The 12,036-nt window shown below is 63.3% G+C and carries 11 protein-coding genes, 1 pseudogene and 1 riboswitch; of the genes and pseudogenes, 3 read left to right on the plus strand and 9 right to left on the minus strand.

All coding sequences use genetic code 11. From position 1 onward, the window contains the following. The 9 genes and pseudogenes from nuoG to NKJ26_RS24090 form a co-directional block, all read right to left on the minus strand. The gene (gene nuoG, locus NKJ26_RS24050; RefSeq protein WP_352697575.1) at positions 1–2,082 is read right to left on the minus strand and encodes an NADH-quinone oxidoreductase subunit NuoG; all 2,082 of its coding nucleotides are present in this window, start codon (positions 2,080–2,082) and stop codon (positions 1–3) included. Positions 2,083–2,155: 73 nt separating this feature from the next. Further along, the gene (locus NKJ26_RS24055; RefSeq protein WP_352697577.1) at positions 2,156–2,851 is read right to left on the minus strand and encodes a helix-hairpin-helix domain-containing protein; all 696 of its coding nucleotides are present in this window, start codon (positions 2,849–2,851) and stop codon (positions 2,156–2,158) included. A gap of 79 nt (positions 2,852–2,930) precedes the next feature. Further along, positions 2,931–4,235 (minus strand): NADH-quinone oxidoreductase subunit NuoF, encoded by a 1,305-nt coding sequence (nuoF, locus tag NKJ26_RS24060; RefSeq protein ID WP_352697579.1) that lies wholly within the window; start codon positions 4,233–4,235, stop codon positions 2,931–2,933. A gap of 10 nt (positions 4,236–4,245) precedes the next feature. Continuing rightward, positions 4,246–5,538, minus strand: a complete 1,293-nt coding sequence (locus NKJ26_RS24065; protein ID WP_352597886.1) for an NADH-quinone oxidoreductase subunit E — start codon at positions 5,536–5,538, stop codon at positions 4,246–4,248. Next, entirely contained in the window at positions 5,539–6,729 is a 1,191-nt protein-coding gene (locus NKJ26_RS24070; RefSeq protein ID WP_027025972.1) for an NADH-quinone oxidoreductase subunit D, read from the minus strand. Positions 6,730–6,795: 66 nt separating this feature from the next. Continuing rightward, positions 6,796–7,120: pseudogene (locus NKJ26_RS24075) on the minus strand (four helix bundle protein). A gap of 85 nt (positions 7,121–7,205) precedes the next feature. Further along, on the minus strand, positions 7,206–7,808 hold the full coding sequence (locus NKJ26_RS24080; RefSeq protein ID WP_352597885.1) for an NADH-quinone oxidoreductase subunit C: 603 nt from the start codon (positions 7,806–7,808) through the stop codon (positions 7,206–7,208). Positions 7,809–7,812: 4 nt separating this feature from the next. Next, entirely contained in the window at positions 7,813–8,394 is a 582-nt protein-coding gene (locus tag NKJ26_RS24085) for a NuoB/complex I 20 kDa subunit family protein (protein WP_027025969.1), read from the minus strand. After that, a complete protein-coding gene (locus tag NKJ26_RS24090) occupies positions 8,385–8,750 on the minus strand; it encodes an NADH-quinone oxidoreductase subunit A (RefSeq protein WP_010910112.1) in 366 nt (121 codons plus the stop codon). Before NKJ26_RS24090 ends, NKJ26_RS24085 begins: the two co-directional genes overlap by 10 nt. Positions 8,751–9,080: 330 nt before the next feature. On the opposite strand from NKJ26_RS24090, the gene NKJ26_RS24095 reads away from it, so the two are divergent. From NKJ26_RS24095 to cobW, 3 genes are all read left to right on the plus strand, one after another. Next, positions 9,081–10,280, plus strand: a complete 1,200-nt coding sequence (locus NKJ26_RS24095; RefSeq protein WP_352697582.1) for a winged helix-turn-helix domain-containing protein — start codon at positions 9,081–9,083, stop codon at positions 10,278–10,280. Between the two features lie 28 nt (positions 10,281–10,308). Beyond that, positions 10,309–10,513, plus strand: a riboswitch (cobalamin riboswitch). A gap of 38 nt (positions 10,514–10,551) precedes the next feature. Continuing rightward, positions 10,552–10,986 (plus strand): DUF1636 family protein, encoded by a 435-nt coding sequence (locus tag NKJ26_RS24100; protein WP_352697584.1) that lies wholly within the window; start codon positions 10,552–10,554, stop codon positions 10,984–10,986. Beyond that, positions 10,983–12,035, plus strand: a complete 1,053-nt coding sequence (cobW, locus tag NKJ26_RS24105; protein ID WP_352697586.1) for a cobalamin biosynthesis protein CobW — start codon at positions 10,983–10,985, stop codon at positions 12,033–12,035. The genes NKJ26_RS24100 and cobW overlap by 4 nt, the downstream gene beginning before the upstream one ends. Position 12,036 lies beyond the last annotated feature (1 nt).

Raw genomic sequence — 12,036 nt, forward strand, 5'->3', positions numbered from 1 at the left:
TTATTCCGCCGCCTGCTTGAAGCCGCTCTTGGCCAGTGCCGAGCATTCCGCCATGACGGCCGACGCGCGCGCGATCGGGTTGGTCAGGTAGAAATCCTTGACCGGCGAAGTGAACGTGCCCTTGTTCAGCCGCCCGCCGAGCTTCGCCACCCCTGCGATATCCTCGGCATTGCCGGCCGCGACCTGATCGATGCGGGCCAGATGCGGGTATTCGCCATAAAGTTTCGCGCGCAGCTGCGGCAGTGAATCGAACGGCAGCTTCTTGCCCAGCACATCCGACAGCGCCCGCAGAATCGCCCAGTCCTCGCGGGCATCGCCCGGCGCGAAGCCGGCGCGGTTGGTCTGCTGCACGCGCCCTTCCGTGTTGACATAGGTGCCCGACTTTTCGGTATAGGCGGCGCCCGGCAGGATGACGTTGGCGCGGTGCGCGCCGGCGTCGCCATGGGTACCGATATAGACGACGAAGGCGCCGCCGGTCTTGCCCATGTCGATCTCGTCGGCGCCGAGCAGGAACAGAACGTCGGTCTCGCCCAGCATGCCGGCGACATTCTTGCCGCCTTCGCCCGGCACGAAGCCGAGATCGAGGCCACCGACGCGGCCGGCGGCGTTGTGCAGCACGGCAAAGCCGTTCCAATCGGCGCGGGCGGCGTTGACCGCGGTGGCTAGCCTGGCAGCCTGGCCGAGCACGGCCGCGCCATCGGCCCGCGCCAGCGCGCCCTGGCCGACGATGATAAGCGGGTGCGTCGCCTTCTTCAGCGTCTGGAAGAACTTGCCATTGCCATCCGCCAGATCCTTCAGCGATTCCGGCCCGGCGCCAAGCTGCTCGTAGTCGTAGCGTGTGTCGCCGATATCACCGATGACGCCGACCGGCAAATTGCCGATCCGCCAGCGCTTGCGGATGCGGGTGTTGAGCACCGAGGCCTCGAAGCGCGGATTGGCGCCGATGATCAGCACCGCGTCGGCCTGCTCGATGCCTTCGATGGTCGGGTTGAAGATGTAGCTGGCGCGCCCGAGCGACGGATCGAGTGCTGCACCGTCCTGGCGGCAGTCGGTGTTCCTCGAGCCGAGCGAAGCCATCAAAAGCTTCAGCGCGTAGATTTCCTCTACCGCGGCGAGATCGCCCGAAATGGCGCCGATTCTCTCGGGTGCCGCCTTCGACACCGCGTCGTTGATCGCGGCAAAAGCCTCGGCCCAGCTCGCGGCAACCAGTCTGCCGTCCTTGCGCACATAGGGGCGGTCGAGGCGCTGCGTGCGCAAGCCGTCCCAGATGAAGCGGGTCTTGTCGGAGATCCATTCCTCGTTCACCTGCTCGTTGATGCGCGGCAGGATGCGCATCACTTCGCGGCCCCTGCTATCGACGCGGATCGCCGAACCGACGGCGTCCATCACGTCGATGGATTCGGTCTTGGTCAATTCCCAGGGCCGCGCCTGGAAGGCGAAGGGCTTGGAGGTCAGCGCGCCGACCGGGCAGAGATCGATGACATTGCCCTGCAGCTCCGAGGTCATCGCCTGTTCGAGATAGGTGGTGATCTCGGCGTCCTCGCCGCGGCCGATCAGGCCGAGCTCGGAAATGCCGGCAACTTCCGTGGTGAAGCGGACGCAGCGCGTGCAATGGATGCAGCGGTTCATCACCGTCTTGACCAGCGGTCCGATATACTTGTCTTCGACCGCGCGCTTGTTCTCGTGATAGCGCGAGGAATCGACGCCGAAGGCCATCGCCTGGTCCTGCAGGTCGCACTCGCCGCCCTGGTCGCAGATCGGGCAATCCAGCGGATGGTTGATCAGCAGGAATTCCATCACGCCTTCCCTGGCCTTCTTGACCATCGGCGTGTTGGTGAAGATTTCCGGCGTCTCGCCGTTCGGGCCGGGGCGCAGGTCGCGCACGCCCATGGCGCAGGAGGCCTGCGGCTTGGGCGGCCCGCCCTTCACCTCGATCAGGCACATGCGGCAATTGCCGGCGATCGACAGCCGCTCGTGGAAACAGAAGCGCGGCACTTCCGCGCCAGCGTCTTCCGCCGCCTGCAGCAGCGTGTAGTGGTCGGGTACCGTTATTTCTTTCCCGTCGACCTTGAGCTTTGCCATTCGCCTCAAATCCCTGCGGATTTCCCGCAATTCCTCGTTCCCGGCGCGGTCGAAACCGCGTCAGGCATTTCATTCATTTCTTGGCGGCCAGCGCCGCCGCCTTGGCAGTCCAGTCGTCGCGGCCGATGCGGCCGTTGAACGACAGATAATCGTCGACCCAGGCGATCTCCTGCGGCGACCAGGCAGCGATCTGGGCGAAAGTCCAGATGCCGAGGCCGTTCAGCACCTTCTCAAGTTTCGGGCCGATGCCTGGTATCGCCTTGAGGTCCGATGGCTCCTCCGGCCTGTCCATGGCCTTTGGCTGGCGGAAATCCTCCGGCATCGGCATATCGGGGACGTCGGCGGCTGCCGGGCCGGCATTCGCCGCCGGCACCACTGTGACGGCTTCCTTGGCTGCGATGTCGGTCACATCCCTCGCGAAGGACTGGGCATCGGCGATCAGGGTCTTCGCCGCCGCCCGCGCCCTGGTCGAGGAAGAGGTCGTGTCGTCGAAGCGCTCGACGCGTGCCTCGAAGTCATCGACGATGGGCTGCATGAGCCGTTGCGAGGCTTCTGCGGCTCCCGAAAGCGCGCCTATCCAGACGCCGAGCGCGTGGTTGGCGAGCCCGAGGCCAAGCGCCGACATCGCCGCCGCGCCCGCGACAGGGTGCGCGAAAAGGTTGACGGCGCTGGCCATCTCCTTCGGCATCATCCTGGTCAGGTCCTGGTTCATCTTCTCGATCTGGTCCAAATTGGGCATCAATGGATGGGGTGTCGAATACGGCGCCATAGAGTTCTCCTGGTCGTTTCTTCGTTCGCCCCGCCCCGTTCTTCACGCTTCGGGCTTTCGCCCGCATTTTCGATTTATTCTATTCCGCCGCCACCATCACCGGTTCGGCCCGGTGCGCGTTGCGCGAAAACTCGTCGATGCGCCGCTCCACCTCGCCGCGGAAATGCCGCATCAGGCCCTGGATCGGCCACGCCGCCGCATCGCCCAGCGCGCAGATCGTGTGGCCCTCGACCTGCTTGGTGACGTCGAGCAGCATGTCGATCTCGCGCTTCTGCGCCTCGCCGCGCACCAGGCGCTCCATCACCCGCCACATCCAGCCGGTGCCCTCGCGGCACGGCGTGCACTGGCCGCAGCTCTCGTGCTTATAGAAGTAGGAAAGCCTGGCGATCGCCTTCACGACATCGGTCGACTTATCCATGACGATGACGGCCGCCGTGCCGAGGCCGGATTTGAGATCGCGCAGCGCATCGAAATCCATCGGCGCGTCGATGATCTGCTCGGCCGGCACAAGCGGCACCGAGGCGCCGCCCGGAATGACCGCCAGCAGATTGTCCCAGCCGCCGCGAATACCGCCGCAATGCGTCTCGATCAACTCGCGGAACGGGATCGACATCGCCTCTTCGACCGTGCACGGATTGTTGACATGGCCGGAGACGCAGAACAGCTTGGTGCCGACATTGTTGGGCCGTCCGAAGGACGAGAACCATGCGGCGCCCCGGCGCAGGATGGTCGGCGCCACCGCGATGGATTCGACGTTGTTGACCGTGGTCGGGCAGCCATAGAGGCCGACATTGGCCGGGAATGGCGGCTTCAGCCTGGGCTGGCCCTTCTTGCCTTCGAGGCTTTCGAGCAGCGCCGTTTCCTCGCCGCAGATATAGGCGCCGGCGCCGTGGTGCATATAAACGTCGAAATCATAGCCGGACGTGTTGTTCTTGCCGATCAGCTTGGCCTCGTAGGCCTCCTCGATGGCACGCTGCAGCGCCTCGCGCTCACGGATGAACTCGCCGCGCACATAGATGTAGGCCGCAATCGCGCCCATAGCGAAGCCGGCGAGCAGCGCCCCCTCGACCAGCGTGTGCGGATCGTTGCGCAGGATGTCGCGGTCCTTGCAGGTGCCGGGCTCGGATTCATCGGCATTGATGACCAGGTAGCTCGGCCGGCCGTCGCTCTGCTTGGGCATGAACGACCATTTGAGGCCTGTCGGGAAACCGGCGCCGCCGCGGCCGCGCAGGCCCGACGCCTTCATCTCGTTGACGATCCAGTCGCGCCCCTTGGCGACGATGCCGGGCGTGTTGTCCCAGGCGCCGCGCGCCATCGCGCCGGCCAGCGACTTGTCGAACAGGCCATAGATATTGGTGAAGATGCGGTCTTTGTCCTGAAGCATTTTTCGTCCCTCAGACCGGTTTCTTGCCGAAGACGCGGATGTATTCGGCGACGCCGCCCTTGGCGAGCGCCTTGGCCTGCTTGACCCAGTCTTCGCGGTCGATGCGGCCGTGGAAGGAGAGATAGCCGTCCACCCATTCGCGCTCGGCCTTCTTCCACGACGCCACCTGGGCGAAGGTGAAGATGCCAAGGGAATGCAGGATGCCTTCGGTTCCGGGTCCAACGCCCGAAATCAGCTTGAGATCGTCGACCAGCGCCGGCCTGGCGATGCCGGCCGGGCGGTTCTTGTCTTCCAGCGACGGTTTCTTTGTTCCGGTTTCCGCCTTCGCGGCGGGAAGCTTGGTTTCCGGCGACTTGAAGGCGGAAGCCGGCTCGGCCTTGTTCTTGGGGCCGCTGCGCTGTTTCGAGACTTTCTCGACCTCGGGCGCCGCCTTGTTGGCGTTGGCGGCCGAATGCCGGGGAGCCGCGACGCTTGCCGCCTTTTCCGTCGCCGGAGCGACCTTGACCGGCGAAGGCGATTTCAGCGCCGGGCTGGTTTCCGGCGCATCGGTTTTCGGCTTGCTGGCCTTCGATGGGGCGACAGGGACGACGGCCGGCAGTTGCGCGACTTTCGCGATTATGGCGTCCGGCGCCGCCTTGGCCGCCTTGGCGGCCTCCCTGGCCTCCTTCTCGCGGGTCGACTTGAGAATCGCCTTTTCGCTCTTCAGTGTCGTCAGCCCGGAGGCCGGCTCGGAGCCGGTGCGGCCGTTCTGCGGCCCTGGCGGCACCGAGGCGCCCTTGCCCGCGTCATAAAGATCGATGATCTCGGCCAGCCGTTCCGGCGTCAGGTCCTCGAACGTGTCCTTGAAGACCATCACCATCGGCGCGTTGACGCAGGCGCCGAGGCACTCGACTTCTTCCCACGACAAGGTGCCCTTGTCGTTGGTGTGGAACTGGTCGTGATGGATCTTCGAGCGGCACACATCCATCAGCGCTTCCGAGCCGCGCAGCATGCAGGGCGTGGTGCCGCAGACCTGGATATGCGCGCGCGTGCCGACCGGATTTAGCTGGTATTGCGTATAGAAGGTCGCGACCTCGAGCCCGCGGATACGCGGCATGCCGAGCATGTCCGAAATCGTCTCGATCGCCGCCTTGGTGACCCAGCCTTCCTGCTCCTGAGCTATCATCAAAAGCGGAATGATCGCCGACTGCTCGCGGCCCTTGGGATATTTCTTGATCCATTGCTTCGCCGCTGCCGCGTTCGCCCGGTTGAAGGCGAAGGAGGCTGGCTGGACGCTGGCTTCTGCGAGACGGCGGACTGACATTTAGCGATCGACCTCACCAAACACGATGTCGAGGGAGCCGAGGACGGCGGTGACGTCGGCCAGCATGTGGCCGCGGCACAGGAAATCCATGGCCTGGAGATGCGCGAAACCAGGGGCGCGCAGCTTGCAGCGATAGGGCTTGTTGGTGCCGTCGGAGACGAGATAGACGCCGAACTCGCCCTTCGGCGCCTCGACGGCGGCATAGACCTCGCCGGCCGGCACGCGATAACCCTCGGTATAGAGCTTGAAATGGTGGATCAGCGCTTCCATCGAGCGCTTCATCGCCGCGCGCTTCGGCGGCACCACCTTGCCGTCGAGGTTCGACACCGGGCCGGTGCCTTCCTTGCCGAGCAAAAGATCGACGCACTGGCGCATGATCTTGGCCGACTGGCGCATTTCTTCCATGCGCACGAGATAGCGGTCGAAACAGTCACCGTTCTTGCCGATCGGAATGTCGAAATCGAGCTCCGAATAGCATTCGTAGGGCTGCGATTTGCGCAGGTCCCAAGGCGATCCCGAGCCGCGCACCATGACGCCCGAAAAGCCCCAGGCCCAGGCATCGGCCAGCGAAACGATGCCGATATCGACATTGCGCTGCTTGAAGATGCGGTTGCCGGTCAACAGCTGGTCGAGATCGTCCAGCGACTTCAGGAACGGATCGATCCACTTGCCGATGTCTTCGACCAGCTTCTGCGGCAGGTCCTGGTGGACGCCGCCGGGACGGAAATAGGCGGCATGCATGCGCGAGCCGGAGGCGCGCTCATAAAACACCATCAGCTTCTCGCGCTCGACGAATCCCCACAGCGGCGGCGTCAGCGCACCGACGTCCATCGCCTGCGTCGTCACATTGAGGATGTGCGACATGATGCGGCCGATCTCGCAATAGAGCACGCGGATCAGCTGGCCGCGCTTCGGCACCTCGACGCCGAGCAGGCGCTCCGCGGCCAGCGCGAAGGCATGCTCCTGGTTCATCGGCGCGCAATAGTCGAGCCGGTCGAGATAAGGCACCGCCTGGAGATAGGTTTTTGCCTCGATCAGCTTTTCGGTGCCGCGATGCAAAAGTCCGATATGCGGATCGACGCGATCGACGACTTCGCCGTCGAGCTCAAGAACCAGCCTCAAAACACCATGCGCAGCAGGGTGTTGCGGGCCGAAGTTGATGTTGAAGTTGCGGACGGAGGTTTCAGCCATTCTGGCGCCTCTGGCGAAGAGTCAGTAGTGAGTAGTGAGTAGTGATCATCAATCTCAATGCCTGCTTCATTCCGCCTGCTTGGCCTGCACTGTTCGGATAAGAGATCTCGTCATTTTTCCAATCTCTTCGCATCGCAGCAGCAGTTCAATCTCATTCTTTTCGCAGCAAGCCAACCCGGCATGCCAACAGTATGTGTGTTTCCAGTTCCTTCAACGAGCCTTGCGCCATGCGCAAAAATTGAACGAACGACCCTCTGTTTTCCCGACCGTATCCCTCTGCGACATTCGCTGCGATCGAAACCGCCGATCGGCGCATCTGAGAGGTCATGCCGTAGATCTCTTCCTTCGGAAATTCCTTGGTGTGACGGTAACAATCTTCAGCAAGCGTCATTGCCGATTGCCACACTTTCAAGTCCCGATAGGATTCGATCCGTTGCTCCAATTCTTCTCCTACTGACTACTGACTACTTCCCTACTCACTGTTTCGCCTTTTCATCCCCGGGCAGCACGTAGTCGGTGCCTTCCCATGGCGAGAGAAAATCGAAATTGCGGAATTCCTGCTTGAGCTCGACAGGCTCGTAGATGACGCGCTTGGCCTCGTCGTCGTAGCGCACTTCGACAAAGCCGGTCAGCGGGAAATCCTTGCGCAGCGGATGGCCTTCGAAACCATAATCGGTCAGCAGGCGGCGCAGATCCGGATGGCCCGAGAACAGCACGCCGTAGAGATCGTAGGTCTCGCGCTCGAACCAATCGGCGCCGGGGAACACCCCGGTGATCGACGGCACCATCGTCTCCTCGTCGGCCTGCACCTTGACCCGGATGCGCACATTCTGCTTCGGCGACAACAAATGATAGACGACGTCGAAGCGCTTGGCCCGCGACGGATAGTCGGCGCCGCAAACATCGATGATCGAGATGAACTGGCAGCGTGCATCGTCGCGCAGGAAGGTCACCACTTCGACCAGATCGCGTGGCTCGACATGGATAGTCAGTTCGCCATAGGCGATATCAGCGTCACTGACGCGGCCAATCAGTTTCTCGCCGAGATAGGTCGACAATTCGCTCAGGGATGCGGCCATGAATTTACCGTTCGATCGTGCCGGTGCGGCGGATCTTTTTCTGCAGGAGGAGAATGCCGTAGAGCAGCGCTTCGGCGCTCGGCGGGCAGCCTGGCACATAGATGTCGACCGGCACGACGCGGTCGCAGCCGCGCACCACCGAATAGGAATAGTGGTAGTAGCCGCCGCCATTGGCGCAGGAACCCATCGAGATGACGTAGCGCGGCTCCGGCATCTGGTCGTAGACCTTGCGCAGCGCCGGCGCCATCTTGTTGGTCAGCGTGCCGGCGACGATCATGATGTCGGACTGGCGCGGGGACGCGCGCGGAGCGACGCCGAACCGCTCCGAGTCGTAGCGCGGCATCGAGGTGTGAATCATCTCGACCGCGCAGCACGCAAGGCCGAACGTCATGAACATCAGCGAGCCGCTGCGCGCCCAGGTGATCAGCGCTTCGGTCGAGGTGACGAGAAAGCCCTTGTCCGCGAGTTCGTTGTTGATCTCGAGGAAGAACGGATCATCGGACCCAACCGGCCTGCCGGTATTGGGATCGATCAGACCCTTTGGCTTCGGCGCGACGAGCGTGCCGGAACTGTCGCTCAATCCCATTCGAGCGCTCCTTTTTTCCATTCATAGGCAAAGCCGATTGTCAGCACCGCCAAAAACACCATCATCGACCAGAAACCGAGCATGCCGATCTTCGAGAAAGACACCGCCCACGGGAACAGGAAGGCCACTTCCAAGTCGAAGATGATGAACAGGATCGACACCAGGTAGAAACGGATGTCGAATTTCATGCGGGCGTCGTCGAACGAGTTGAAGCCGCATTCATAGGCGGAAAGCTTCTCGGGATCGGGGTTGCGGTACGCCACCAAGAAAGGCGCGGCCAGCAGCGCCAGGCCGACAACCAGCGCCACGCCGATGAACAGGACGATGGGCAAGTACGAACTCAACAGTGCGTTCATGCTGCGGCTTTCCGTTGGCGCCAATCCATTTTGATTACAGCACCGGACCTTAATGCGGAAGCGTGACAGTTTAACCGCTGAACCGTTTTAAGGGCCTATGCTGCAACGCGGCGAGGGTTAGCGCAGCACTTCCAGCGAAGCAAGTCAAACCTTGTTCAAAACACGGTGCTGGATGGCATATCGAGGAAAACTGGTCCGATCCGCTCCTGTTTGATTTCCTTCGCTTTTTACTCCACTTTTCTCTCCTGACATATATGCCGCCAAAACCCTGCTAGCATCCCGCGGAATCACAGCCCTGCCCCGCTCCAACCCCATCAGAGTCGCCTGAGGATGAAGGAAAAAATCTCGCTTGCCACGGCCCGGCGCATCGCGCTCGCCGCTCAAGGGTTCACCGATCCCCGCCCTGCCGGAACGCCCGACCGCCGCCACTTCGCCCGCGTGCTTTCCCGCACCGGCCTGCTGCAGATCGATTCCGTCAGCGCGGTGGTGCGCGCTCATTATATGCCGCTCTATTCGCGCCTTGGCGCCTACCCCTTTGCTTTGCTCGACAACGCCGCGGTGACGCGCAAGCGCACGGTGTTCGAATATTGGGCGCACGAGGCCTCCTTCCTGCCGGTCCAGACATACCCGCTGATGCGCTGGCGCATGGAGCGCGCCGAACGCGGCGATGAAATGTACCTGGGCCTCGCCAAATGGGGCCGCGAGCACGCCGCCTATATCGAAGAGATCTACCGCGAGGTCGCCGAGCGCGGGCCGATCGCCGCCTCGGCGCTGGAAGGCCAGAAGGGCTCGGGCGGCTGGTGGGGCTGGAGTCATGCCAAGCATGCGTTCGAATGGCTGTTCTGGGCCGGGCGCATCACCACGGCGCACCGCCGCGGTTTCGAGCGCTTCTACGATCTCCCCGAGCGCGTGCTGCCGCAGGCGATCCTCGACCTGCCGGTGCCTGCCGCCGAGGACGCGCACCGCGAATTGCTGCGCATCTCCGCCCGCGCCCACGGCGTGGCAACGTCCGGCGACCTGCGCGATTATTTCCGGCTGTCTCCCGCCGACATGAAAGGCCGGCTGGAGGAACTGGTTGAAACAGGCGAATTGCTGCCGGTGCGCGTCGAAGGTTGGGACAAGCCGGCCTATCTCCATAAGGACGCTCGCCTGCCGCGCAAGATCGAAGCCCGCGCCTTGCTGGCGCCGTTCGATCCGGTCGTCTTCGAACGGTCGCGCTCGGAGCGGCTGTTCGATTTCCACTACCGCATCGAGATCTACACGCCGGCCGAAAAGCGCCAGTATGGCTACTACGTCCTGCCGTTCCTGCTCGGCGACAGGATCGTGGCGCGTGTCGACCTCAAGGCAGACCGGCCGGCCAGCGTGTTGCGCGTCCACGCCGCCTATGCCGAGCCCGGCGCGCCGGCCGGGACTGCCGCCGAACTGTTCGAGGAGCTGAAGCAGATGCAAGGCTGGCTCGGGCTCGAACGCATCGAAGTGACGCCGGCCGGCGACCTCGGACAGCCCCTCGCCGACATTGCCGCGTCGTAGACGTGCGTTGACACGGCTGTCCCGACAAGCCTAAATCCGGTCAGACGGTCTCTTCTCTTCAAAGGGAGGAGCCAAGAGGGAATGCGGTGCGGGACAAAATCCCAAATCCGCGGCTGTCCCCGCAACTGTAAGCGAAGAGCCAAGGCCGAAAGCCACTGGGATGTTCCCGGGAAGGCGGCTACCCAAGGCGATGACCCGCGAGCCAGGAGACCTGCCGTCTGAGGTACAAGAATCCGATCGCCTGGCGGGTTTTCCGGGCAAGGAGCCAGATTTGGGACGCGACAGCGGTTTTCCGGCTGAGACAACGGATATCAGGTCGGGTCATGGCGATGCCTTGACGGGCGTGACCGTGATCGTCTGCGCCTCCTGCCGCGACGAAACCGGTTCCGACGCCCATCCCCGTGCCGGCGAACGTTTGGCCGAAGATACGCGCCAGGCTGCAGCCAGTGACACTATCCGCATCCGCACGGTCGAATGCCTCGGCAATTGCAAGCGCCGGCTCAGCGCCGCCATCCTGCGCGACGGCTGCTGGAGCTACGTCTTCGGCGACCTGACCGCGACCAGCGGCGCCGATCTCGTCACCGGCGCAAAACTCTTCGCCACATCCACGGACGGCCTCATCCCATGGCGCGGCCGACCCGATAGCCTCAAGCGCGGCCTCGTCGCCCGCATTCCTCCCCTCGACATGCTGAAGGACCAGACATGACCGTCCCAGTTTCCGCCGCCAATTTCTCCCGCGTTCCCTGCACCGTCGTCACCGGCTTTCTCGGCGCCGGCAAGACGACGCTGATCCGCCATCTCCTGGAAAACGCCGGCGGCAAGCGGCTGGCCATCATCGTCAACGAATTCGGCGACATCGGCATCGACGGCGAGATCCTGAAGGGCTGCGGCATCGACACTTGCCCGGAGGAAAACATCGTCGAACTGGCCAATGGCTGCATCTGCTGCACCGTCGCCGACGATTTCGTCCCGGCGCTCGACCGGATCCTGTCACTGACGCCGAAGGTCGACCATATCCTGATCGAAACCTCCGGCCTCGCTCTGCCCAAGCCACTGGTCCAGGCTTTTCAATGGCCAACGGTGAAGAGCCGCGTGACTGTCGACGGCGTCATTGCCGTGGTCGACGGACCGGCACTGGCCGAAGGCCGCGTCGCCAACGACATGGACGCCCTTCAGGCGCAGCGCGCCAAGGATGAGACGCTCGATCATGACGACCCGGTCGAGGAAGTGTTCGAGGACCAGATCGTCTGCGCCGACCTCATCATCCTGTCGAAGAGCGACCTGATGGATAAGGCCGGTTCTGCCCGCGCCAATGCCATCATCAACGAGCACTCCGCCCGCGCCGTGAAGATCGTGCCGGTTTCGCAGGGCAAGGTCGATCCCTCCGTACTGCTCGGGCTCGGTCTCGCCGTCGAGGACGACATCGAGAACCGTAAGTCCCATCATGACGGCGCATTCGACCATGAGCACGACGACTTCGACACGTTCATTGTCGACATTGCCTCGATCGCCGATCCGGACGAGCTGGCAAAACGCGTCGCCACCGCCGCCGAGGAAGAAAACGTGCTGCGCGTAAAAGGTTTCGTCGAGGTCGGCGGCAAGCCGATGCGGTTGCTGCTGCAGGCCGTCGGGCCGCGCGTCAACCATTACTATGACCGCGCCTGGACGGCGCAGGATGATCGCCGCTCGCGCCTCGTCGTCATCGGCCTGAAGGGGCTGAACCGCCCGGCGATCGAACGTATACTCGCCGGCTGAC

The sequence above is a fragment of the Mesorhizobium sp. M0152 genome (genome assembly GCF_040322415.1).
Classification (GTDB): Bacteria; Pseudomonadota; Alphaproteobacteria; order Rhizobiales; family Rhizobiaceae; genus Mesorhizobium.

Coding starts and splice junctions, on each gene's coding strand:
- nuoG (WP_352697575.1), bottom strand. CDS start 2,082: ATGGCAAAGCTCAAGGTCGACGGGAAAGAAATAACGGTACCCGACCAC.
- NKJ26_RS24055 (WP_352697577.1), bottom strand. CDS start 2,851: ATGGCGCCGTATTCGACACCCCATCCATTGATGCCCAATTTGGACCAG.
- nuoF (WP_352697579.1), bottom strand. CDS start 4,235: ATGCTTCAGGACAAAGACCGCATCTTCACCAATATCTATGGCCTGTTC.
- NKJ26_RS24065 (WP_352597886.1), bottom strand. CDS start 5,538: ATGTCAGTCCGCCGTCTCGCAGAAGCCAGCGTCCAGCCAGCCTCCTTC.
- NKJ26_RS24070 (WP_027025972.1), bottom strand. CDS start 6,729: ATGGCTGAAACCTCCGTCCGCAACTTCAACATCAACTTCGGCCCGCAA.
- NKJ26_RS24080 (WP_352597885.1), bottom strand. CDS start 7,808: ATGGCCGCATCCCTGAGCGAATTGTCGACCTATCTCGGCGAGAAACTG.
- NKJ26_RS24085 (WP_027025969.1), bottom strand. CDS start 8,394: ATGGGATTGAGCGACAGTTCCGGCACGCTCGTCGCGCCGAAGCCAAAG.
- NKJ26_RS24090 (WP_010910112.1), bottom strand. CDS start 8,750: ATGAACGCACTGTTGAGTTCGTACTTGCCCATCGTCCTGTTCATCGGC.
- NKJ26_RS24095 (WP_352697582.1), top strand. CDS start 9,081: ATGAAGGAAAAAATCTCGCTTGCCACGGCCCGGCGCATCGCGCTCGCC.
- cobW (WP_352697586.1), top strand. CDS start 10,983: ATGACCGTCCCAGTTTCCGCCGCCAATTTCTCCCGCGTTCCCTGCACC.